This window comes from Sphingobacterium sp. BIGb0165, assembly GCF_024810095.1.
Classification (GTDB): domain Bacteria; phylum Bacteroidota; class Bacteroidia; order Sphingobacteriales; family Sphingobacteriaceae; genus Sphingobacterium; species Sphingobacterium detergens.
In genome coordinates this window covers 150298-175760 of record NZ_JANUEB010000010.1, presented here as the reverse complement: position 1 = coordinate 175760, position 25463 = coordinate 150298, and the positions used below count along the sequence as shown (strand labels likewise).

The window sequence follows — 25463 nt, the reverse complement described above, 5'->3', positions numbered from 1 at the left end:
ATCCGATCTGCCGACCAACATGTGCAGATCGGATTATAAAAAACCGTTTCCCATTATGCTCAGTAAAATTAATGCCTGGCTACACCTTTGGTTAGGAATCGCTGCGGGTATTCCTGTTATCATCTTAGGAATTACAGGCTGCGTACTTGTCTTTGAACATGATATCAAAGAATTAACCACAAATTATATTCAGGTCACAGCTCAAAAATCAGAAGAACAGCTTCCCCCATCAGCGATCTATAAATCTGTTAAAGCGACGCTTCCTGATTATGAAATTGCGAGTTCCTGGTATTATGGTCTGGACAAATCAGTTAAAGTAAGTCTAGATCACTCTGACAGTCTTGTCTATGTAAACCCTTATACAGCCGAAGTGCTGGCGGTTGTCAACCATGAGGATTTTTTCCATTTCATGGATGAGGGGCATCGTCATCTTTGGATGCCCGCAAAAATAGGCAGGCAGGTCGTTGGCTGGAGCACCTTTATCTTTTTCATACTACTGATCACAGGTATGGTATTATGGTGGCCAAAGAAATGGAACCGTAGATCGAGAGAACAGAGTTTTACCATCAAATGGAAAGCTAAATTTAAACGTGTCAATTATGACCTCCACAACGTATTGGGTTTCTATGCGCTAACAATCGCATTCGTCATGTGTTTTACAGGGCTCATCATGAGTTTTCCTTGGATACGAAGTTCTGTTGTTTGGATGACAGGAGGCTATCCCAACAAACCAAAAACGGAAAAGAATAACAAACCTGAGCCTCCAGATCAGCCGCTAAATGATGCCTTGGTGGTCGCTGATCAAATCTGGTATAAAGTGCGTCATGAATACGCAAAATTTAACAAAGAAGCTGTTATTGTCCACTATCCCGAAAAGGAAGATAAAGCGGTCTATGCCTGCACGGACATGGCCAACGGAAGCTGGAGAGACCTTAATTTTGACCGCAATACACTGGAACTAACCGGGCGCAAACAGGGACCAATTGATGAAGCCAATACCACGGAATGGCTCATGCGTTCCAATTACGCTCTGCATACCGGCTTTATCGGTGGAATGACTACCAAAATAATCTACTTCATCGCATCGCTTATCTGCGCGACTTTGCCGATAACAGGATTCTACATCTGGTGGGGAAAGAAAAAAAAGTCAACCAAAAAAACAAGACGTCCACAATTAGCAACAACTTAATTATATAATCATGCCTTATATCCTCCGTTATCTCTTAAGTCTCCTTTGGATCTGTACCCTATTTACAAGCCAAGCTCAAAAAGCAAATCATATCAAGGGACAGACTGTGGGCGAAGATAAACAGGCCATTCCTTATGTAAGTATTTCGCTTTATCACGTCAATGATGGAACACTGGTTAATACGGCACACTCAGATAGTACCGGAAATTTCAGGTTTACCAATACAAAGCCGGGTAGCTATTTTATTAAAGTCAAAAGCCTTACCCATCAGGATACTTTCAGTCCCCATTTCAGGTTGGACGAACATTTTGGTGAGTATGATCTTGGCAAGATTCTATTATTGCAAAACAATGCATATCTCGCTGAGGTCGTCGTCGAAAGAAAAAAACAATTTATCGAACAGCAACAGGACAAACTGGTCTTCAATATTGAAAACTCAATGCTCGCAGACGGCAACAACGGACTGGAATTACTCAGCAAAATTCCAGGTGTCGCTGTCGACGAAAGTGGTTCGCTAAGTATTAAAGGTAAATCTGGAGCGACGGTAATGATCAATGGAAAAATTACATACCTGTCCGCCGATCAATTGGCCAATCTCCTACGGAGCACCTCCTCAATGGACATCAATAAAATCGAGGTCATGTCCAATCCAAATGCAAAACAGGATGCGGCCGGATCCGCAGGTATCATTAACATTGTATTAAAGAAAGGACTCAAACAAGGGTTTAATGGTTCCGTATCGGCTAATGCCGGTGCCGGTAGAGGAGCACATCTTGGCGGGAGTCTAAACCTTAATTATCGTACAGAAAAAATCAATGTATTTGGGATTTATAATCAGTATTTCCAAAATCTGAAATATTATAACTCACTTACACGCTATTTTTACACTGATCAGGGATCAGTCCCTGAATCGTATTCACAGCAGGAGAACACCATTCAGCCCAAACTCCGATCTAATAATTTTAGAGTTGGCATGGATTACAGCATAAATCCCAAACAGACGATAGGTTTCTTAATTAATGGAGGATTCGGAAAATATCCAAAGTACGAGCCCACCACGAATAATTTCCGAAACTTTAATACCGATAATCTAGTATGGTCATCCACGACCATCACGGAGGGCAAAGAGCGTTGGCGAGATATGCTGTACAATGTCAATTATAATTTAAAGCTCAATGATAAAGGTCATGAATTAAAAATAGATCTTGACCTTGTTGACCACTATTCAAAAATGGATCAGCAGCTGAATACGACATACAACAATGTCGGAGCTTCAACACCGCCTGCAAAATCCTCAAGAATAGGTGATATCCCTTCAGACAATAAGGTATATGTCGCCAAGCTAGATTATACACTTCCACTTCCAAAGGAATATAAACTGGAAGCCGGCTGGAAGAGCAGTTACGTACGCACTGAAAACGATCTACATTATGATACATTACAAAATGATCAATATGTTCCGGATCTGGGTACAAGTAATCACTTTATCTACAAAGAGACTATTCATGCGGGTTATCTAAATCTATCAAAAAGCTGGCATAAGTTTTCAACGCAAATAGGCGTTCGTGGTGAACATACCCGTACACGTAGTCATCAAATTACATTGAACGAACAATTTGAAAGATCCTATTTCAAACTATTCCCAGCAGCGTTTTTCACTTATACAGCCAATGACAATCATAAAGTACAGACCAGCTACAGCTATCGCGTACAACGACCTTCGTTTTGGGATTTAAATCCATTCAGGGTATATACCGATCCTTTTTCCTATGCTGAGGGAAATTCGAACTTAAACCCAGCATACGAACACTCCTTTGAACTAGGCTATACTTACGCAAGCAAATACGTCTTAACGCTGAATTATGCACAGCGGTCAAATGTTGTCAACGAGATATTGGGAAGAGATCCACTTAATCCCTATATTACTTTTGAAAGACCCGAAAACATAGGTTCTTTTAAAAATTATGGGATCTCCTTTATTGCCCCGACCCAATTTACCAGCTGGTGGTCGGCAACCCATTTTGCAAACTATTATCGGAATGAATATGAATTGCCACAACAAGATAGGCTAATTGTCCGCAAGGGCAATACATTAAGTCTAAACAGTCAAAATTCATTCAAATTGCCTAAGGATTGGTCTATCGAATTGGGGGGCAATTATGTATCTGGCTTGACGGTAGGGATCAGTCATATCAGGAGCTACGGACAGGTATATTCCGGCATCCAAAAAAACTTCCTCAATAAAAAAGCCACACTGAAATTAGTCGTAAACGACATTTTTAGAACCAACAATCGACGATATGAAACGATCTCGCCGACCGTCAGGCTCATCGGTAGATCTAACCCCGACAGTAGAACTGCCATCTTATCTTTCAGCTACCGTTTCGGTGGTTCTCAAAACGCAACAGCACAACGCGCTACGGGTTCTGAAGACATAAAAAGTCGACTCTAAACTCATGACAGTTAGCTAACTTTATACTAATACCAAATTTTGTACCTTTGTAAAAAAAAATTGAAGATGTCGGTCAAGATTGGTGAAAATATTGAATTGGGAGAATTCCCTTTGTTACTTGCTCCGATGGAGGATGTCAGCGATCCCCCATTTCGGTATGTTTGCAAACAAAATGGTGTTGATTTAATGTATACTGAATTCATTTCCTCAGAAGGATTGATTCGTGATGCGGCTAAATCTGTTCAAAAACTAGATATTTTTGAATATGAACGGCCTATCGGTATCCAGATATTCGGTGGAGATATTGAAAGTATGCGGCAATCAGCTGAAATCTGCACAAAAGCAAATCCAAATCTAATCGACATCAATTACGGTTGCCCTGTTAAGAAAGTGGTCTGTAAGGGAGCTGGTTCTTCTTTATTGCAAGACATTGATAAAATGGTTGCGATGACCAAAGCTGTTGTTGAAGCAACTCATTTACCGGTGACAGTAAAAACCCGTCTTGGCTGGGATGACAATACCAAAAATGTATACGAAGTAGCAGAGCGATTGCAAGATGTCGGCATCAAAGCATTAGCAATACATGGCCGTACCCGTGCACAATTGTACAAAGGTCAGGCTGACTGGTCTATGATCCGTGATATCAAACGCAATCCACGCATTCAGATTCCAATTTTTGGGAACGGTGATGTGGATTCGGTGGAGAAAGCCGCTGCCTGGAGACAAGAATATGAGGTTGATGGCATTATGATCGGTCGTGCTGCAATTGGTTACCCATGGATCTTTAGAGAAATCAAACATTTCTTCCATACAGGTGAGCGCCTGGAAGGACCTACAATTGCCGAACGTGTCGAGGTATGTAAAACACACTTAAACAAATCCATTGAATGGAAAGGTGATAAATTAGGGATCTTTGAAATGCGGAGACATTACGCAAATTATTTCAAAGGAATTCCGAATTTTAAAGAATCCAGAATGAAACTTGTCAGCTTACAAACGCAAGACGAAATTTTGGATGTACTCCATGATATTGAACATACCTTCGAAACTGAAGTATTTTAAGATTTTCCAATAATTGAAAAAGGCGACAATCAAATTAAGTTGTCGCCTTTTTTATGTCCTGAACAAACCGGCTATTTTCTTCGAATTAATTTCATTAGCCCATTCTTTTCCAAGAAAAAAGTAATACCAAGCAGTAGCAATAACATCGCGTTTCCGATCCAAATATTACTATGAAAAACCTGAAAACTCAACCAGGAAATCAATAGCCCTACGCTGAGATAGACAGAGATCTTGATCATCTTATAAGGTATGGGATAATACTTCTGGCCCCAGTAAAGTGAAAAAGCTATCATGACTAGATATACTACTGTTGTTGATAAAACAGCACCAACATAGGAATAAGTTGGGATAAGCCACACATTGAGCAGAATTGTAATTAGTGCTCCTATGCCCGAAATATAAATAGCGTAACGTGTATGATCCGTCAACTTATACCAAATCGATAAATTCATATATATTCCTAGTAGCACATAATTGAATAAAAGAATTGGGACAATTTTAAGCCCAGTCCAATATGTTGCGACTTCTTTTTCATTACCCTTGATAAAATATTTCAGCCAATCCAGATTGACTGTCAATCCGACCATTGCGATAACCATAAGGATAACAAAATACTCCATGATTAGTGCATAGGTTTTCGATGCGTTCTGGTTTTTTGAATATGAAAAGAAGAAAGGTTCTGCCCCTAGTCTAAAAGCTGTAACAAATAAGCTTAAAAATACGGCCAATTTAGCAACTGCACCATATATACCTAAATCATCTTTCCCCGCCTCCCCTGGCACCAATTTCAGAAAGAACATTTTGTCTAGATTCTCATTAATAATAAATGAAATATTAGCGACTAAAATTGGGAAGCTATACTTTAACATTTCATTCATTAATCTTTTATCTAGGCTGAATCGGAAAGTTAACAATTCAGGCAGTAATAGAATTAATGTAACAATACTTGCGAAAAGATTGGAAATAAAGACATAACCAATCCAACCTTCTTTAAACCATGTTCCAGCAAAATCGGCCCAAAAAGTATATTTATGTACCCAATCCGGTAAGAATAAAATAAAGAACAAATTTGAAATCACGGTAATACCAATATTGACAAATTTCAGTGCACTATACTTATAAGGTCTCCCTTCCGCACGTAATTTTGTAAATGGTATGACAGCAAGCGCATCTGCAACGAGAATAAATGCGAAGTATTTGATATATTTCTCATAAAGAGACACATCTCCACCATCCGCAAACCATGAAGCAATAGGTCTTGTGAAAACAAATACAGACAACAGTAATAAAGCGGAGGTAATTAAAGTAATAAAGAAGCTATTATTGTAAACTTTATTCTTATCCTGTGGTTCAACTTTCTGTAAATACCGGAAATAAGTTGTCTCCATTCCAAATGCTAGAATAGCATTCAGCATGGACATCCACGCATAAAAATTAGAATAAATTCCATAGATCGCCGCATCCTTGAATTTACGGAGATAGAGTGGTGTCATCAGGAATCCTATCATTCTTGAAACGATAGTAGTCACACCATAGATAACGGTATCGCTGAGAAATTTCTTTATTGTTGACACTAGGCTTAGGATTGGACTCTTTTAATCACTTCAAAATTAGAAAAGCCCTTCAGCTCACCTTCCTTAACTTCAACAGCTTCAACATTTGCATCCTCTGGACCTTCCTGGCAGAAGTCCATCATTGAATCGAGTGCAAAATCGTCACCTTCAGCTTCAATATAGACAGATCCATCTTTTTGATTGACAACAAAGCCTTTTACACCAACCTGATCTGCAACAGCTTTGGCCGTCAATCGAAAAAAGACTCCCTGTACTTTACCCCTTATTGAAATATTCAAATGTTTCATAAGAGCAAAAGTACAGAAGTTTTTGTGGAATTAAATACTATGCTAAACGTTTGATTTTAACTTTATCTGTCAAACGCATGTGTTCCATACCTTGGAGCAAAACAATTCCCGGCTTTTTACCTACTTCCAGAGATCCATATTTATCTTGGATATTCAACGCAACAGCCCCGTTGATTGTAGCCCATTGAATGGTTTGCAAGAAATCCAAATCTTCGAAATGTTCATGCAATGCCTTCAACTCTTCCAATACTGAAAGTGTATCGTTCGATGCCAAACTATCCGTTCCGATAACTAATGGTTGTCCAGCATTTATAAAATTATGAATTTTAGGTAAAGCACCTTCGATATATAAATTTGCTTTTGGACACAAACACCACACAACGTCCCGATCCATACGCTCCACAAAATCCAAATCTTTTAATGAAGTATACGTGTTATGAACTAACAACAACTTATTCGGATAAGGCAAATAAGGTAAATAAGACTGGATCGAATTCCGGGCTTGCGCTTTAATAGAATCTGCATTTTTTCCGATACTCTTATAGAAGTCCAGGAACTCACCTGTCTTGTATCTAAACAATTTATTCTCTTCGTCACTCTCCTGATTATGAATACTAATGATGTTCGTCTCAGGGACAGCTTTTTTGAATTTTTTGAAAAGAGCTTTTGAACAGGAATAAGGTGCATGTGGCGTAATCGACACATGGCCATTTCTGAATTCTTGCGTCAACGATTTCGCTTCTTTTAATTTAAAATCAGCTTCCTCAGGCTCAACACCAATAACTTCTACAAACGTATGATAAAGTATTTGCGATTCCTCCTTCAGTGTAGAAGAGTTATCTGTATTCACATGATCGCCGACAGCTACAATACCATTTTCATACATCTCTTTATCCGCCTTTGCCATTGCATCATCCATTTTCTTCATTGAAGCACTGCGTGAAGTCATCACCTGACTCAAGAAATTCGGCAGACCGGTACCTTTGGGTACTACACCTTTCATATGTGACAATTCAAGATGGCAATGGGCGTTGATAAAACCTGGAATAATAACGCCATCATACCTTTCGATCTTGACTTTATCATTCAAAGTAAACGATGCGGGGTCGTAAATACCCTGAATTACCCCCTCTTCATCTACCGCCACAATACCATCTTTTATTGGCATTGAAGTGATCGGTAGAATATAATTTGCGCTTAAATATTTTAACATTTTATCTCCTCACTCTCAAATTAGTAATTAAAAATTTTTGACCGATATGAATACATACTAACAGTAGAAAACTCTATGCCAAGGTACCTAAAAAGAACAATAAATACCAAAAACAAGCCTAAACGTAAAACTTTAAACCATAAGGAAATTTTAACAAATTTTTAACTAGACTGTTCTTTTGTCAAAAAACACATCATGTTATACCATTTCGATTTTAATGTATATATTCGCATCATCGAATAGGGGTGCCTTGTTTTGTCAGAAACACAAATAAGGGCTGAGATTATACCCAACAGATTAAGTTCTGTGCACCTGATCCAGGTAATGCTGGCGGAGGGAGAGGTTAGTTAAATAGAACGATCATAGTGACCCCTTTCTATGATTTGTTTAACTTAAACAAAATACATCAACATGATCAAATTTTTGATTTGTAGCGCTTTAGCTACTGTTTCTATCCAAATTGCTGTTGCTCAGCACAATTTGACGATTAAGACCGTAGACAGGAACACACAAAGGCCGCTACAAAATGCATCTGTATCCCTGGATGGACAGGCTTCTTTTACAACCAAATCGGACAAAGACGGTCTGATCAAATTGTATAATATCCAGAAAGGGAAGCATTCTGTTCAAGTTTCTTTTATAGGATATCAAACCTGGACCCAAAACCTAAATATTGAGCATGATATGGAATTGACTGTCCAACTTGATCCTAAAACAATTCGAACAGAAGAGGTACTCGTTGTATCTACCAGAGCTAAAAAGAATGCCCCAACAACATTCAAGAATATCTCAAAAGAAGAGATTTCCCGAAATAATCTGGGGCAGGATATCCCCTATCTATTGAATCAAACACCTTCTGTCCAGGTCAACTCCGATGCAGGAGCCGGCATAGGATATACAAACATGACCATTCGGGGATCTGACAACCAGCGCATCAATGTAACTCTTAATGGAATTCCACTAAATGATGCTGAAAGCATGGGCTCATTCTTTGTCAATCTTCCTGATTTCGCATCATCTACTGAAAGCATTCAAGTACAACGGGGGATTGGAACCTCAACAAATGGCGCTGGTTCTTTCGGCGCCTCGTTAAATATTCAATCAAATACTCTAGCCGAAAAACCCTATACCGAACTTAACAATTCATTTGGATCTTACAACACTTGGAAAAATACAGTGAAGCTAGGTACAGGATTGATCAACGACAAGTTTGCTTTCAATGCCCGGTTATCAAGGATTAGCAGCAATGGCTATATCGAAAGAGGCGCCTCAGACCTACAATCTTTTTATATCGACGGGGGCTACTACGGTAAGAAACACATTTTAAAAGGAATCGTATTCTGGGGGAAAGAAAAGACATATCAGGCTTGGAACGGGGTACCAGAACCCTTGATCACAGGGGACAGATCCCGTATGGACGATTATGCAGATTATGGGTTAGAAATAGCTGGAAAAGAAAAGGACCGTTTTATGAATGCAGGAAGGAACTATAACCTATATACCTACAAAAATCAAACGGACAATTATACACAGAAGCATCACCAACTTCATTACACCAATATCCTCAGCGACAAGCTTACGCTAAATACCGCACTACATTATACAAGAGGCTATGGTTACTATGAGGAGATGAGACCAGCCGATAAGTTAAGTAAATATGGTTTACCAGATGTCATCATTGGCCAGGACACCATAAAAAAAACAGATCTAGTCCGCAGAAGATGGCTTGACAATTACTTTTATGGTATGACCTACGCTCTTAATTACAAACCCAATGAGCAACTTGAAATTATTTGGGGTGGTGCATACAATCAATATCGAGGAAAACATTATGGTGAAGTAATCTGGGCACAGTATGCCTCAACGGGATTTATAGATGACAAATATTACTTTGGAAAATCGCAAAAAAATGACTTCAGCAATTTTCTAAAGGTCGATTACAAATTGGATAAATGGATTTTAATGGCCGACGTGCAGTACAGAAATGTAGACTACCACATGTATGGCGATGATGATAAGGTCAAAAACTACAATTACCACCCAAAATTCAATTTCCTAAATCCCAAGGCGGGAGCAACCTATCTATTAAATGATCATGCAAATATCTATGCTTCCTATGCTTTCGCACAAAAGGAACCTGTCCGGAAAGATTTCATAGAGAAAAACAGCAAACTTCCAGATCCAACGCCAGAAAAAATGCAGGACATCGAAATTGGATATAGATTCACTAACACCAAATTCAATATTGGATTGAATGGATATGGTATGTTTTATAAGGACCAATTGATTCCAACAGGTGAGATCAGTGATACAGGTTCCCCAATCCGACAAAATGTGAAAGACAGTTATCGAATTGGACTGGAATTTGACGGAGCCTGGAACATCAATAAGCAATTGAACTGGAAGGCTACAGCTACCTTCAGCCAGAATAAGATCAAGAATTTTGAAGAAGTCATTGGCGACCTCAGAATCTCCTATCCAAAGACTGATATTGCCCTATCGCCAAATACGATCTTATCCAGTAACTTCTCCTATAGCCCTATTGAACCACTCACATTTTCATTACTATCAAAGTATGTAGGACGACAATATCTCGATAACTCTTCAGCGAAAGAAAGAAGCATCTCTTCATACTTTGTTAATAATCTGCTAGCGAATTATAATTTTACAGCTTTAGGCATAAAAGACATTAATCTAAGTTTACAGATAAACAACATCCTGAATGAAAAGTATGAAACAAACGGTTATACTTTTGGTTGGATGGAAGGCGATACCAGAAAATATTACAATTTTTACTTTCCACAGGCACCTACAAATTTTATGTTAGGCTTAAATATCAAATTTTAACAATTAGAATCCCGCATATATAGAAAACCTCCTTCTCTTCAATAGAAAAGGAGGCTTTTTATTTTGGCGCCAATAAATATTAGATTGGATCGTGTTTGACGATCGGAATTTTTAACTTTGGTTTTATACTTTTCATTATGCGTGCAGTAATACAACGGGTAAAACATGCTTCCTGTGCAGTAGACGAACAGATCACCGGACAGATTCAAAAAGGTTTAGTTATCCTATTGGGAATAGAAGAAGCCGATACAATTGAAGACTTAAAGTGGTTGGGACAAAAATTCGTTAACCTACGAATTTTTGAAGATGAGCAGGGACTAATGAATAAATCCATACTGGATATCGGTGGTAATATTTTACTGATTTCACAGTTCACCCTATTCGCTCAGACAAAAAAGGGAAATAGGCCCTCATTTATTCGGGCAGCCAAGCCTGATACTGCCAAACCGCTTTACGAAGAAATGGCCAAACTGCTTTCCCAACTGATCGATCAGCCTGTTCAGCTTGGTATATTTGGAGCTGACATGAAAATCAATTTATTGAATGATGGTCCTGTTACCATAATAATGGATACAAAAGATAAGGACAATTTTTAAACTAATTAATCCGAAAAAATGACAATTAAAGAAGCACAGGAAGTAATTGATAAATGGATCAATACAACGGGGATACGCTATTTCAATGAGCTGACAAATACAGCCATGCTTATGGAAGAAGTTGGCGAAGTCGCCCGGATCATGGCGAGACAATACGGTGAACAGTCTTTCAAAAAATCAGATAAAGAGGTTAATCTGGCTGATGAAATGGCCGATGTATTGTTTGTTTTAATGTGTCTTGCAAATCAAACAGGCATAGACCTGACCGAAGCATTGGAAAAGAACCTTCAAAAGAAATCTATTCGGGATGCAGACCGCCATAAAAATAATGAAAAATTAAAATAACACCTTTTTGTTTCAGAGGTGTACAAGGTTTAATTATTAAACTTACACACAATTTTAGAGCAGATATTATGAATAAACTATTTATTTATTCGCTAATAGGAAGTTTGCTATTCGCTTCATGTTCCAACACCCGCAAGCAGCTTGATGCCCATAAAACTAGCCCCGAGACATTCAACAAAGCAGCTGTAGTAACGGCACATCCCATAGCTTCGGAGGTTGGTGTCATGGTGTTGAAAAAAGGAGGAAATGCCATTGATGCTGCCGTCGCGGTGCAGTTCGCCCTCGCTGTAGTATATCCAAATGCAGGAAATATTGGTGGCGGTGGTTTTATGCTATATCGCAACAATAAGGGCCAGTACGATGCACTGGACTTTCGGGAAACCGCTCCTAAACAGGCCCACCGGGATATGTATCTGGATGCACAAAAGAATGTTATCGCTGATTTGAGCCTATACAGTGCGCTCGCATCGGGTGTTCCCGGTTCTGTCGCCGGCATGTGGGACGCCCATCAGAAATATGGGAAGCTGGCCTGGAAACAATTACTCTTGCCCGCAATCGAACTTGCGCGGAAAGGTTTCAAGATCAGTGAAAGGCAAGCCCGCGAGTTTGAAGGTCATAAAGAGCGGTTTGTCAAGCTGAATTCTACTGGTGCCGCAATTATCAAAAATACAGCCTGGAAAACCGGTGACCTTTTTGTACAAGAAGATCTTGCCAATACCATCGAAAGAATCGCCAATGAAGGACGTGACGGCTTCTATAAAGGAAAAACGGCCGATCTGCTCATTGCTGAAATGAATAAAGGCAAAGGAATCATTACCCACGAGGATCTAACGAGCTACAAAGCACTCTGGCGTACCCCGATTGCATCAAGCTATAGGGGACACAAGGTTGTTTCTATGCCTCCACCATCGAGCGGCGGGACCTCCCTACTGGCTTTATTAAAGTCGGTTGAACAATTCCCCCTTCAGCGCTGGGGATTCCAGAGGGACTCCACAATACGTGTCATCGTTGAAGCAGAACGCTATGTGTATGCAAATAGAGCAAAGTATTTAGGAGATCCTGATTTTATCAATGTCCCTGTACAACAACTGATAGATTCCACGACAAATGCCGCTAAACTGAATCCGTTTAATTTTCATCAGGCGACATTGAGTAAAAACGTCAATGCAGATGTCATTCCGGGTTACGAAAGTGAGCAAACAACTCATTTCAATATTGTTGACGAGCAGGGAAATGCAGTTTCTATCACCACCACACTCAATGATTCCTATGGATCTGGTGTTATCGTAGATGGCGCAGGATTTTTATTGAACAATGAAATGGACGATTTCTCAATAAAGACTGGTGTACCTAATATGTATGGCCTGACAGGAGAAAAGGCAAATGAAATTCAGCCTGGGAAGAGAATGTTGAGTTCGATGACACCTACTATTCTAGAAAAGGATGGTAAACTATTTATGGTGGTGGGGACACCCGGCGGATCAACTATTATTACCTCCGTTTTCCAGACCATATTGAATGTGATTGACTTTGGACAAAATGCACAATCCGCTGTCAGTTCACCTCGATTCCATCACCAGTGGTTACCTGATCGCATTGATGTCGAGCAAGGTGCGATTGACACAACACTACGAGACAAATTGACAAAGGATGGCTATGTAATAAATCCCAGAGGAACAATAGGACGTGTAGAAAATATTCTTATCCTTCCAAATGGTAAATTGCAGACCGGTGCCGATCCTCGTGGAGACGATACAGCAAAAGGATATTAAACATCACATAAAAAGGCTCATCTGGAATACCAGATGAGCCTTTTTTATATTAGATAGTTTGGATGATCTTACATCATTCCACCCATACCACCACCCATTGGAGGAGCACCAGCACCTACAGGGTTTTCTTCAGCCTCGTCAGCCAATACACACTCTGTTGTCAACAACATTGAAGCAACTGAAGCAGCATTTTCCAAAGCAATACGAGATACTTTAGTAGGGTCGATTACACCTGCCGCGATTAAATTCTCGTAACGGTCAGTACGTGCGTTATAACCAAAGTCAGCAGTACCTTCTTTTACTTTTTGAACGATCACTGCACCTTCAATACCTGCGTTATTACAGATTTGACGCAAAGGCTCTTCGATAGCACGTTTGATAATATCAATACCAATTTGCTCATCCTCGTTTTCACCTTTAAGGCTTACCAAAGCTTCAGTAGCACGGATAAATGCAACACCACCACCAGCAACGATACCTTCTTCAACTGCAGCACGAGTTGCATGTAAAGCATCATCAACACGGTCTTTTTTCTCTTTCATTTCTACCTCAGTAGTAGCACCTACGTACAATACAGCAACACCACCTGACAATTTTGCCAAACGCTCTTGTAATTTCTCGCGATCGTAGTCAGAAGTAGTTGTTTCGATTTGTGAACGGATTTGAGCAACACGAGCTTTGATGTCATCTACGTTACCGCCACCATTGATAATTGTTGTATTATCTTTGTCAACTTGAACTTTTTCAGCTTGACCTAAATAAGATAACTCAGCATTCTCCAATTTGAAACCTCTTTCTTCAGAGATTACAGTACCACCGGTTAAGATAGCGATATCTTCCAACATCGCTTTACGACGGTCACCAAAACCTGGAGCTTTTACAGCTGCCACTTTCAGTGAACCACGGATTTTATTGACAACTAATGTTGCAAGAGCTTCACCATCTAAATCTTCAGCAATAATCAACAATGGTTTACCAGTTTGAACTTGTTTTTCCAAAATAGGCAACAACTCTTTCATGTTGCTAATTTTCTTGTCGTAGATCAAAATGTAAGGGTTATCTAATTCCGCTTCCATTTTGTCAGAGTTCGTAACAAAGTATGGAGATAAATATCCACGGTCAAATTGCATACCTTCTACAGTTTTTACTTCTGTTTCAGTACCTTTTGCTTCTTCAACAGTGATAACACCATCGTTACCAACTTTTTCCATTGCCTGCGCAATCAAAGACCCGATGATCTCGTCGTTATTCGCAGAGATCGCTGCTACTTGTTTAATTTTGTTGTTGTCTTGACCAACTACTTGAGATTGAGATTTCAAGTTAGCAACAACAGCTGCCACAGCTTTGTCAATACCACGTTTCAAATCCATTGGATTAGCACCTGCAGCTACAGATTTGATACCTGGAGCAACGATTGCTTGTGCCAATACAGTAGCCGTAGTTGTACCATCACCCGCTTGATCAGCAGTTTTAGAAGCAACTTCTTTTACCATTTGAGCACCCATATTTTCCAAAGCATCTTTCAATTCGATTTCTTTCGCAACTGAAACACCATCTTTAGTAATTACTGGTGCACCGAATTTCTTCTCAATAATTACGTTACGTCCTTTAGGACCCAATGTTACTTTAACAGCATTAGCTAAAGTGTCTACACCTTTTTTAAGGGCCTCACGAGCCTCAACGTTATATTTTACTTGTTTTGCCATTTTTTTAGTATTGAGTATTGAGATATTGGTAGTGAGACTCTAATGTTACAAGTCTGCAGCTACGAACTGCCTCAATTTTTTAAATTTTAACTTTGTAATTTAGACTTTTAATCCCTTAGATAACAGCGTAAATATCAGACTCACGCATAATTAAGTACTCTTTTCCTTCGTAAGTAATTTCAGTACCTGCATATTTACCATATAATACTTTGTCACCTACTTTTACAGTTAACGGCTCGTCAACTTTACCAGTACCTACAGCAACTACTGTACCTTGAGATGGTTTTTCTTTTGCTGTATCGGGAATGTATAACCCTGAAGCTGTTTTTTCTTCTGCTGGAGCAGCTTCTACTACTACTCTATCTCCGATAGGTTGGATACTTAATGCCATAATTAATTTACTTTTTATCTGTTATTGAATTTATTTTTATGTTATAATCGTTATAGACACATCATCTTTTATGCCAATTGTAAATAAGATGATGTATAAGACAATTTTTCACCGAAAACTTAACATGTTCACAAATAAAAGCACATTTTGCTGTCACACTGTCACTGTTTGTCTGACATCCTTACAAAACCCTGTTTGCCATTCCTATCATACTTCAATAGGCAGACTGACAAACCGCGTATAACAAAAAAAGGCCTCGTCTAAATTGTAGACAAGGCCTTTTGAATTTCTTTGTTCGCAACTATTTCTTAGCTTCTTCAGTTGGCTTAGCTGCTGGCGTTGTAGCCGGAGTTTTTTGTTCTGATTGCGCTGGAGCAGCTTGCTCTTGTCCTGCTGGAGCACCTACAGGTTTCTGTGCTGGCGTACCCAAGTTCAAAGGTCCTTGTTGTTGTGCCGGGGCTTCAATTTGACCACCCAAACCACCTTTAGATGTACTTGGTGATGATCCCATAATGTTAACACCCAAACTAAAAATCATAATAGCAATAACCATGATCCATGTACCTTTTTCCAAAAAGTCTCCTGTACGCTTTACACCCATTAGGTTTGTTCCTCCAGAAAAACCAGATGATAAACCACCACCTTTTGGATTTTGGATTAAAACCAAAAATGCTAAAATAATACTAGCTAATATGATAAGACCAATTAATAATCCTTGCATCTCTTTATATAATTAATTTAATTTCTTTTCTAATTCTGTTATGCGTGCCGCAAAGTAAGCATTTTTTTCTGGATATTTCAAAACTAATTTTTCGTAAACCTCTATTGCTTTAGGATATAAACCCTGTTCGGTATATATTTTTGCAAGGGTCTCTGTCACTAGTGAATGCTGATCTTCTGAGCTTTTTCTCGCTTTATTCTCTAAATCTAACTTTTCAGCCTGCAATGGTTGGATTATAGGCTCTTCGCGGATAAATTTCTCAATCACCTCATCCGTTTTGCGCGGAATCTGGAAAGAGATTGTTGTTTTCACCTCATCGCTGAGTTTTGCCTCCGGCGATTGCAGATGGAAAATATTTTCCCGAATCTGTTGATCCAATAGCTGGCTATCCAATTTTTCATGGATCTTTGCAATATCATCATTTGATGGTGTCATTGGGCCCAACGGTGAATTTACATAAGGTTGGTATGTTTCAGCATACTCAAGCCGCGTTTTATGCAACCACCATAAAAAGCTATAAGGCATCGTATCATCATCATAGACTGTGACACGCTCCTGCGTATCCTCCAATGGCTGAACAGCAATTTCGGAATGAGCTGGCTCAACAGTTTCAGTTGACTCAATAATGGTGGCCTGTTGTTTTGCTTCACGCGAACGAAAATAATCCTGCGCTACACCTGCTTGAATCAAACGGTCCAATTCATCTGCCTTCTCCACCTCTTCAACATCAGTTTCCTCCTGCTCAACTTCAGTATCTACCGCTACCGCTTCCTCAACGACAATACCTTCCGACAAGCCATCCTCAATTTCCTCATCAAGAATGATATCTTCCAATTGGATTTCTTTCACTGCCACCCCTGGCCTGCTATGCATAAATTCGTATAACCAATTTGGAGACGAAGCATACAACAATGCAGACGATAGATTCTTAACAGGTTTGCTTTCACCAAAAACCTTACGTTCATGTATAAATCGCAAACTTTGCGCATAAGGATATTTTTCAATCAAAGCCAAAATTACATCTTCATCAATAGACTCCGGATGATTGATTGCTCGAAAGAAAAGCTCGTTATTCGATAGTGGCATAGTAATATTCATCTTAGAGCAGGATTACCAGTTAGCAAATGCCTTATTATAAATATCCTCTGTCAACATTTGGATAATTTCCTTACCCAAGGTCTCCTCCTGTGCACTCTGAAGATTTCCTGCAAACTCTTTGAAACGTGTAAAAGGTTGCTCAAAGTCGTCTTTAGGGTTTATCTTATTATGATAGGAAACTTTAATTGTAATCGTCATTCTATTCATCGCAGCGCGGTCCGTGCCTGCTTCAACAGCAGCTGGGCTGATCGTATAGTCTGTAATGAATCCTTCAAAAGTAGCATCACCATCTTGATTGACCTGGCTTAATCGGGATTGATTTCGGATACGTTCCTTTAATGCCTCTGTAAAATTCTGGCTTAAAGTCGGGTAAACCAAAGGTGCGATATTTTCGAAATATTGAATATTGACGGTCTTCATCCCCTCTGGAATGGATCCTCCTGTAAATCCATATTTCACACCACAACTATTCATGATGAATAGAAAAGTGGTCGTGAGAAAGGTATATAAAATTCTTCTTGACAACATGTGCAAAACCCTAGTCTAAATTTAAGTCTTTAATTTTCCGATACAAAGTTCTTTCAGAAATTCCCAATTCTTGTGCTGCAGCTTTCCGTTTACCGCGATGTTTTTTCAAGGCTTTTTTGATCAGATCCGATTCCTTGTCTACCAAAGACAAAGACTCTTCTACCTCCTGTGCATCTTGCAGATAATCGTCCTGTGCAACAGGATTCTTCAAGACGTTTGCTGTATTATTATTCGGTGAATGTATCGTCAAGGTTGGCGCGATACCGTATCCTTCGGTATCGGATTTTACCTGTGGTTCAATTTCCTGATAGAGCTGATTGATATAAGGAGAATTTTGATCGAATGTAGAAGAATCCACACCTTTCTGGATCAATTCGACAACGAGCTTTTTCAGATCGACCATATCTTTCTTCATATCGAAAAGAACCTTATACAGGAGGTCTCTTTCAGAGAAATCTTCTTTTGCGTTATTATTGGATGTGACTATAGCCGGTAGACTCGTACGTGACTCATTTGGCAAATAGTTTTGTAGTGTATGCGCGTCAACAATACGTTCTTTCTCTAAAACGGCAATTTGTTCGGCGACATTTTTCAATTGACGCACATTCCCTGGCCAGTTATAGTTACGCAGCATATTTTGTGCATCTTCAGTCAGCTGCACGCCAGGGGAACGATACTTTTCCGAAAAATCGACAATAAACTTGCGAAACAATAAATTGATATCTTCCGGACGTTCTCTGAGCGAAGGCACACGCAGAGGAACAGTATTTAGACGGTAATATAGATCCTCCCTAAATTTACCTTTTTGAACAGCTTCAAACATATTGACGTTTGTCGCAGCAACTACACGCACATTGGTTTTTTGAACCTTTGATGATCCCACACGAATATACTCCCCAGATTCCAAAACACGCAGTAATCGAGCTTGTGTACCTAAAGGTAACTCCCCGACCTCGTCCAAGAAAATTGTCCCACCATCAACCACTTCAAAATAACCCTTACGTGCTTCATGCGCTCCGGTAAAGGAACCTTTCTCATGTCCGAATAATTCAGAGTCTATTGTTCCCTCCGGTATTGCTCCACAGTTGACCGCTATAAATGGGCCATGCTTACGGGAACTCAATTGATGGATAATATGCGAAAAAACTTCTTTACCACTACCGCTTTCACCTTGTATTAATACAGAAATATCAGTTGGAGCCACCTGCCGGGCAATATCTATCGCCCGATTTAACAACGGTGAATTACCGATGATTCCAAACCTATTTTTTATATCTTGATTATCCATAAATTTCCAATTGGAAATAAATTTATATTAAGTTTTCTTAATCAACAATTTTACCAAGCAAGGTTGCTGATGTACATGATTCCACAAGCACATTGACATAATCCCCTTGTTTGTAACGAGGGTCTATAGGAAACACAACCAAGGCATTCTGATCATTACGACCACAGAAATCAAACTCAGATCTTTTCGAAAAACCTTCTATCAGAACTTTACAAACTTTTCCAATAAAATGTTGGTAACGATATAAGCTATGGTCACGTTGTTTGTTGATTACCTCAGTCAAACGACGTTTTTTGACATCCTCTGGAATATCATCTTCATAACGCTTCGCAGCTAATGTACCTGGTCTTTCAGAATAAGCAAACATGTATGCAAAGTCATATTTCACATAATCCATCATCGATAACGTTTCCTGATGTTCTGCTTCTGTTTCTGTACAGAATCCGGTAATAACGTCAGTAGAAATCGCACAATCTGGAATAATTTTACGGATAGCATCTACACGTTCCATATACCACTCACGATCGTAAGTACGATTCATAAGTTCCAATACCCTAGAATTCCCGGATTGTACGGGCAAATGGATATAGTTACAAACATTTTCATGTGATGCGATTGCATATAAAACTTCATCCGTGATATCTTTTGGATGGGAAGTCGAAAAACGAACCCGTAAAAGTGGGCTCACCTCTGCAACCATCGCCAATAATTTAGCAAACGTCACCGTCTCACCAGGAGTTTCTCCTTCTGCAACTGGCGCCGTATGTTTATAGGAATCCACGTTTTGCCCCAATAAGGTCACTTCTTTATATCCAGCGTTGAATAAATCTTGTGCTTCCTTCACAATAGAATGTGGATCGCGGCTACGCTCACGTCCCCTAGTAAAAGGAACCACACAGAACGAACACATATTATCACAACCACGCATGATCGAAATAAAGGCGGTTACACCATTTGAATTTAATCGAACGGGATTAATATCAGCATAAGTCTCCTCACGTGACAACAATACATTCACTGCTTTTGCTCCGTCATCTACCTTATCAATTAAGTTAGGAAGATCACGATACGCATCAGGACCTACTACAACATCAACTAATTTCTCTTCCTCCAGAAACTTCGATTTTAAGCGCTCAGCCATACAGCCAAGTACACCGACGATCATTCCAGGATTTCTGGTCTTTGCCGCCTCAAATTCTTTCAGTCGATTACGAACACGTTGCTCTGCATTCTCACGGATTGAACAGGTATTAATAAAGACAACATCAGCTTCCTGATAATTCTTTGTCGTTTCAAAACCCTTATCCAACAAAATAGAAGCAACAATCTCACTATCCGAGAAGTTCATTTGACAACCGTAACTCTCTATATACAGTTTACGTCCATTACTGATCTTTGGATCTTGTTCCAATAACAATGCCTCACCCTGACGAGATTCGTCGTGTTCCTTAGTTGTATGTGTTAAATCTAGCATAGCTCAATTTTCAAAGACTACAAAGTTAGAAATTAAAATCCATATAATGACAGTTTGTCAGCCAGAAATATGGTTTATACTTTGTCAAATTTCTGAAGTAAATAATTTATATCATAGTGGTCTGGCGGGATATTTCACAAAAAAGGCACGGATAGAATCCGCGCCTTCTGTTATTTTCGAAATTCAACAAACTCGCCATTTAGAAGAGTCAAACATATTCATCCCTCGAGGAGCGATATGTCTAGCTTGTTATTGGTTAGCTTGTTGTTTTGCTTCTTTCTTCATTTGGTCACCAGCAACGATGACGATCTCCACACGACGGTTTTGCGCACGTCCAGATTCTGTGTCATTACTTGCGATTGGCTCAGAGAAGTTTCTTCCTTCAGTTTTAATACGTGAAGAAGATAAACCTTTAGATACCGCAAAGGCACGTACCGAATTTGCACGGTCCAAAGAAACTTTGTCATTTGCAGCTAAAGTTCCCACATTATCGGTGTGTCCAATAACTAAAATTTCTGTTCCTTGCTCTTTATTTAATGTTGCCACTAAATTTGCAATATTATCCTTTGCAGATGTTTTCAAATCAGATTTATTGAAATCAAACAAAATACCTGAATCAAATTTTACAACAATACCTTCTGCAGATTGAGTCACCTCAGCACCTTCTACGGTTTTAGAAATCTCAGCAGCTTGTTTATCCATTTTCTTACCAATCAATACACCCGCTGCACCACCGATTGCCGCACCTGCTAACGTACCAATAGCCGTATTACCAGCCTTACCGCCAATTAATGCACCTAAAGCACCACCCGCAACACCACCGATCACACCACCTTTAGTCGTATTATTTGTATTTTGGATTGTAGAACAACTTCCAAATAACATAGCCGAGGTTGCAACAGTCAAACCAAATACAGCTAATTTTCTATTCATTTTCATATCTATCTAAGACTTTTAATATTCAAATTAAATTACTGTTCATGTTAAAATCAAACAAAGTGCCAAAAGCATCCTTTTTTAACTTTTTTGTTACCATACTCCAAAAAAAGTATCACAACGTTGATAAATGAAGACGATAAGCTACAAATAATCTCGACGGTCAATGTTCACTAGAACTAACAGCATAAAACGAAAAATGTTTTATTTCTCTTGGGTCTTAACTTCAATATCAGGTAATAATGATCCTTTTGGACGCCCTTTTGCTTCAAAATCCTCTAGAGATTGCTGTACATAATTCATCAAATCATATTGGCCCCAATGTTCAGCTAGATCAAATGAGGGACGATAACGTATCATGAACGCATCTAAATCTACGCTATCCAATTTCGTTAATTTCTGGACAGCTGCCCTTGAAAAGATACGATCTACCTGCAATTCCTCCTTTTCCCGATCCATAAATCGTCCAAAGCGTTTTGCATTTTTCGCCTCACGTCCAAAAAGATTATAAAGTGCGGTAGCAGGACTACCTAAATAGGTTCCAAATTTATTCTTCCCGCCATTATAGACCCCTTTCTTTGAATAATTCCCCATGGCATCATTCAGCTCGGCTTCCTTGGATTTCCGCTCTACAATGACTGTTTCAAGCTTAATTCCTTCCTGCATCTCAATATAGAATTCATTCAAGTTTGTCAAAACAGTCTTTACTGGTGAAAACCCAACTTTAGTGAAAGAAAGAGAATCTCCCACAGAGGCATCTATCGTGAACACCCCAAAAGAGTTTGTCAATGCTGATCTGCTCGTGCGCAAATTCAGGACCACCACATCGCCAATTCTATTGGCAGTTCCCCTTTGCATCACCATACCTGACACTTTCTGTATATGTTGGGCCTTTGCACCGAATGCCGTCAAAAGCAATATCAAGATGCCTAATAGCCCTCCTATGTGTATTCTTCTCATTGGAATATATTGTTTTATCACGCCAGTTTTCTCAGGCATTTATCTCGCCACTAGCGCTTTTTTGAAAACTATGATGTAATATCAACGACGCTAAATCCAAACGAACTGATCCTGCGCTCTGCTCATTATAGTTTTTGAATCCATCATACTTTCAACCTATTTCGCTAAAAATAGTAATAGTTTGACAATTGTATTGTTAAAAAAGTTTAAATATTCTTTCTCTATTTATAGGGATAGAAAACAAAATTGGCTCCCTCAGCAACAACGACAAACAAACACATATAATCCTTCACAGATTTATAATTCTGAATAAAAGTAGCTTTACGATCCTCTTGAATGATATCCAATTCGACAAACTCTTCCAACGTAGAAGCATTGATTGTCCAATTAGTTTCCAGATCCGCACGATCTAAGATCACTTCACCCACGGAAACCTCATGTTGATGTGCTACAAAAATCGGATAGGAAGAATAGCCTTCCTCTATGATCTCCATCGAAACTTCACGGATCGACTCACTATAAAAATCAAGATCTACCTGCAAACTTTTCAACGGACTCTGTCCAGTAGATTGCGCTTCCTCATTTCTGGCTCCGCCCGAAAATAAATCCTCTACTTCCATAATATTATGATTTTTTTAGTTCCAATAGAACGACATTTTCTACATGTTGTGTATGGGGGAACATATCCACTGGCTTGATACGTTTTACATCGTATTTTTCTGCCAATAGTACTAAATCTCTCGCCTGTGTTGCTGCATTACAACTCACGTAAACAATTTTCGGAGACTCCATTTCCAATAACCGGGCCACAACATCCGCATGCATACCTGCTCTTGGCGGATCCGTAATCACTACATCCGGTTTCCCATGCTCCGCAATAAAAGATGGTATCAACACATCTTTCATATCCCCAGCGTAAAACTTCGTATTGTTGATATTATTGATGGCTGAATTGACCTTTGCATCTTCAATTGCAGTAGGTACGTACTCAACTCCGATCACTTCTTTTGCCTTCTTAGCAACAAAATTAGCAATTGTACCAGCTCCTGTATATAAGTCATAAACCAACTCATCCCCTTTTAGATCCGCAAAATCACGTGTGATCTTATAGAGTTCGTATGCTTGCGCAGAATTGGTCTGATAAAATGATTTCGGTCCGACCTTATAGCGAAGACCTTCCATCTCCTCATAAATAAAATCCCGACCTGCATACACATGAATATCCTGATCAAAGATGGTATCATTACGCTTTTGATTCACGATATAAAGGAGTGAAGCGATCTGTGGATATTTTTCATTGATGAAGTCCATTAACAATTCCACTTGTCCTTCTTCTGGGTAGGCAAAAACCACAATGACCATCATCTCCCCAGTAGAAGAAATACGGATAATCAGATTTCGTAATACCCCTGTATGTTCACGAAGATCATAGAAGGTCATCCCTTTGCTTAGTGCAAAGTCCCGTATGGTATTCCGCACCTCATTGGAAGGATCTTCCTGAAGAAAACAATGATCGATATCTAAGATTTTATCAAAACGTCCGGGCACATGGAAGCCCAAAGCATTCATTTCCAATTGTGATGAATCTTCATCAACAGAGGTCAACCATTTCTTATTGGAAAATGTATATTCTAATTTGTTTCTATAATACTCCGTTTGTGCCGATCCCAAAATATCTTCCATGGAAGAAGTATCGACTTTCCCAATACGGGATAATGCATTATCAACAGATTGTTGCTTGAATTTTAATTGGGCTTCATAGCTCATGTGTTGCCATTTACAACCACCACAAACACCAAAATGCTCACAAAAAGGATCAACGCGATAAGTAGAAGCTTCTTTTAAGCTCGTCACCCGAGCTTCAGCAAAATTCTTCTTCTTGCGCATTAACTCCACATCGACAACATCACCGGGGACAGCTTTTTCGACAAACAAAACCAAATCATCAGTTTTACCTACACCTCTACCTTCTTCGGCAATATCAATGATTGCAATATCTTTCAAGAACTTTTTTTCTTGCGGAATTCTTCTACTCATAGTTTGCAAAAATACAATTTTTTATAATGATTTTCCACTGACCTACATGGTCTTAAAAAAAAGACCTTTCATATAGCACAATAATCCATTTCCATCACTCCGATTCCCCCAATATTCGAGATGATTCAAGCAATATCTAAGGCCATCATTCAAGGATCAACGATGATATAAGTTCAGCTCAAACAGCAATGAAAATCGACCAAAAGTTCTTTCTGGCCAATTAACTGAGCCTAGCAAGCTCCTTGATCCCTTAATGAAAAAATACGAATCAATAAAAAACAGGCAATTCAGAAAAAAATCGAAGAGTATTCAAAAGTGGATAACCGAAAGGCAATAGACAAATAAAACCTGCGTCGTTTAGAGTATAGTTGCCTGCACCAGATAAGGAAGAATCTCCTTTTGAAAAGAAATGAAATTTTTACGCACATCGGCATCCGAAACGGCCGTAAAAGCAAAGGAGAATACAATGCTCTTACTTGATTTGATCAGAAATGTCAGTTTTTCCTCGCTAATCGCTTCATTAATCTTTTCATTCTGAATAAATGTGCTCAAAAGCAAAAATTCCAAATCCTCAGACAGTGTTTTTAGATATTCCTGAGCATTGGCAGATTCACGAATAAATTCCCAGCCAATCAACTCATTACATGCTGTATAAGTCAGTCGGCTGACACGAAGAATGGTAGAAGCCAAAAAAGAGGCCATATCATCCTCATATTTTGTCGTCTTTAAGATATCCAACAAACTCGCCCGCAGATAATCCATCAAGATAGCATGTAAAATCATCTCCTTACTATCAAAATATTTATAAACAGTCGCTTTAGCGATCTTAGCTTTTTTTGCTAAGGTGTTTACACTGGTTTTATGATAACCATTTTGACGAAAGAGTTCCCGTGCGGTTCTTTTTATGGATTCAATGATATGATCTGGTTCCATATTCTTCAGATAAGACTACCACACATCACACTATTTCCAATTCCTGAACAGAAC

Annotated in this window: 22 protein-coding genes and 1 riboswitch; of the genes, 7 read left to right on the top strand and 15 right to left on the bottom strand. The window is 39.1% G+C overall.

The window, feature by feature from the left end; genetic code table 11:
* The first annotated feature begins 55 nt into the window (after nt 1–55).
* From M2408_RS22270 to dusB, 3 genes are all read left to right on the top strand, one after another.
* The gene (locus M2408_RS22270; RefSeq protein WP_259186744.1) at nt 56–1189 is read left to right on the top strand and encodes a PepSY domain-containing protein; all 1134 of its coding nucleotides are present in this window, start codon (nt 56–58) and stop codon (nt 1187–1189) included.
* 10 nt (nt 1190–1199) lie between these two features.
* On the top strand, nt 1200–3641 hold the full coding sequence (locus M2408_RS22265; protein ID WP_259186743.1) for an outer membrane beta-barrel family protein: 2442 nt from the start codon (nt 1200–1202) through the stop codon (nt 3639–3641).
* Nucleotides 3642–3707: 66 nt separating this feature from the next.
* Nucleotides 3708–4703 (top strand): tRNA dihydrouridine synthase DusB, encoded by a 996-nt coding sequence (dusB, locus tag M2408_RS22260; protein ID WP_259186741.1) that lies wholly within the window; start codon nt 3708–3710, stop codon nt 4701–4703.
* Between the two features lie 71 nt (nt 4704–4774).
* On the opposite strand, the gene M2408_RS22255 is transcribed toward dusB, so the two are convergent.
* From M2408_RS22255 to M2408_RS22245, 3 genes are read right to left on the bottom strand one after another with little or no spacing between them, the layout of a single operon-like run.
* Nucleotides 4775–6277 (bottom strand): lipopolysaccharide biosynthesis protein, encoded by a 1503-nt coding sequence (locus tag M2408_RS22255; RefSeq protein WP_259186740.1) that lies wholly within the window; start codon nt 6275–6277, stop codon nt 4775–4777.
* A gap of 5 nt (nt 6278–6282) precedes the next feature.
* Nucleotides 6283–6564, bottom strand: coding sequence for an acylphosphatase (locus M2408_RS22250; protein WP_259186738.1), 282 nt, complete (start codon nt 6562–6564; stop codon nt 6283–6285).
* A 37-nt stretch (nt 6565–6601) separates the two neighbouring features.
* Nucleotides 6602–7777 (bottom strand): amidohydrolase family protein, encoded by a 1176-nt coding sequence (locus M2408_RS22245; RefSeq protein WP_259186737.1) that lies wholly within the window; start codon nt 7775–7777, stop codon nt 6602–6604.
* 231 nt (nt 7778–8008) lie between these two features.
* Nucleotides 8009–8134, top strand: a riboswitch (TPP riboswitch).
* 54 nt (nt 8135–8188) lie between these two features.
* Between M2408_RS22245 and M2408_RS22240 the strand changes: the two genes are divergently transcribed.
* From M2408_RS22240 to ggt, 4 genes are all read left to right on the top strand, one after another.
* Nucleotides 8189–10624 (top strand): TonB-dependent receptor, encoded by a 2436-nt coding sequence (locus tag M2408_RS22240; protein ID WP_259186735.1) that lies wholly within the window; start codon nt 8189–8191, stop codon nt 10622–10624.
* A gap of 137 nt (nt 10625–10761) precedes the next feature.
* A complete protein-coding gene (gene dtd, locus M2408_RS22235; protein WP_259186734.1) occupies nt 10762–11220 on the top strand; it encodes a D-aminoacyl-tRNA deacylase in 459 nt (152 codons plus the stop codon).
* Nucleotides 11221–11238: 18 nt separating this feature from the next.
* Complete coding sequence (locus M2408_RS22230) at nt 11239–11565, top strand: nucleotide pyrophosphohydrolase (protein WP_077438193.1); 327 nt, start codon at nt 11239–11241, stop codon at nt 11563–11565.
* 68 nt (nt 11566–11633) lie between these two features.
* Nucleotides 11634–13337, top strand: a complete 1704-nt coding sequence (gene ggt / locus M2408_RS22225; protein ID WP_259186731.1) for a gamma-glutamyltransferase — start codon at nt 11634–11636, stop codon at nt 13335–13337.
* Between the two features lie 68 nt (nt 13338–13405).
* On the opposite strand, the gene groL is transcribed toward ggt, so the two are convergent.
* The 12 genes from groL to M2408_RS22165 all read right to left on the bottom strand — a co-directional run bounded on the left by groL (nt 13406) and on the right by M2408_RS22165 (nt 25409).
* Entirely contained in the window at nt 13406–15043 is a 1638-nt protein-coding gene (gene groL / locus M2408_RS22220; protein WP_120261812.1) for a chaperonin GroEL, read from the bottom strand.
* A gap of 115 nt (nt 15044–15158) precedes the next feature.
* Nucleotides 15159–15434: a co-chaperone GroES gene (gene groES / locus M2408_RS22215; RefSeq protein ID WP_088160030.1), complete on the bottom strand. Its 276-nt coding sequence runs from the start codon at nt 15432–15434 to the stop codon at nt 15159–15161.
* A 301-nt stretch (nt 15435–15735) separates the two neighbouring features.
* Nucleotides 15736–16155 (bottom strand): preprotein translocase subunit SecG, encoded by a 420-nt coding sequence (secG, locus tag M2408_RS22210; protein ID WP_259186730.1) that lies wholly within the window; start codon nt 16153–16155, stop codon nt 15736–15738.
* Nucleotides 16156–16167: 12 nt separating this feature from the next.
* Nucleotides 16168–17253 (bottom strand): hypothetical protein, encoded by a 1086-nt coding sequence (locus tag M2408_RS22205; RefSeq protein ID WP_259186729.1) that lies wholly within the window; start codon nt 17251–17253, stop codon nt 16168–16170.
* A 12-nt stretch (nt 17254–17265) separates the two neighbouring features.
* Nucleotides 17266–17781 (bottom strand): LptE family protein, encoded by a 516-nt coding sequence (locus M2408_RS22200; RefSeq protein ID WP_259186728.1) that lies wholly within the window; start codon nt 17779–17781, stop codon nt 17266–17268.
* A 10-nt stretch (nt 17782–17791) separates the two neighbouring features.
* Nucleotides 17792–19069 (bottom strand): sigma-54-dependent Fis family transcriptional regulator, encoded by a 1278-nt coding sequence (locus tag M2408_RS22195; protein ID WP_259186727.1) that lies wholly within the window; start codon nt 19067–19069, stop codon nt 17792–17794.
* Nucleotides 19070–19106: 37 nt separating this feature from the next.
* Complete coding sequence (gene miaB, locus M2408_RS22190) at nt 19107–20543, bottom strand: tRNA (N6-isopentenyl adenosine(37)-C2)-methylthiotransferase MiaB (RefSeq protein WP_259186726.1); 1437 nt, start codon at nt 20541–20543, stop codon at nt 19107–19109.
* Between the two features lie 249 nt (nt 20544–20792).
* Nucleotides 20793–21482 carry an OmpA family protein gene (locus M2408_RS22185; protein WP_208642619.1) on the bottom strand — a complete coding sequence of 230 codons (690 nt, stop codon included), beginning with the start codon at nt 21480–21482 and terminating at the stop codon, nt 20793–20795.
* Nucleotides 21483–21683: 201 nt separating this feature from the next.
* Nucleotides 21684–22439: a hypothetical protein gene (locus M2408_RS22180; protein ID WP_259186725.1), complete on the bottom strand. Its 756-nt coding sequence runs from the start codon at nt 22437–22439 to the stop codon at nt 21684–21686.
* A gap of 221 nt (nt 22440–22660) precedes the next feature.
* Nucleotides 22661–23059 carry a hypothetical protein gene (locus tag M2408_RS22175; RefSeq protein ID WP_259186724.1) on the bottom strand — a complete coding sequence of 133 codons (399 nt, stop codon included), beginning with the start codon at nt 23057–23059 and terminating at the stop codon, nt 22661–22663.
* Between the two features lie 4 nt (nt 23060–23063).
* Entirely contained in the window at nt 23064–24476 is a 1413-nt protein-coding gene (rlmD, locus tag M2408_RS22170; RefSeq protein ID WP_259186723.1) for a 23S rRNA (uracil(1939)-C(5))-methyltransferase RlmD, read from the bottom strand.
* A 357-nt stretch (nt 24477–24833) separates the two neighbouring features.
* Nucleotides 24834–25409, bottom strand: a complete 576-nt coding sequence (locus tag M2408_RS22165; protein ID WP_104385291.1) for a TetR/AcrR family transcriptional regulator — start codon at nt 25407–25409, stop codon at nt 24834–24836.
* Between the last annotated feature and the right edge of the window lie 54 nt (nt 25410–25463).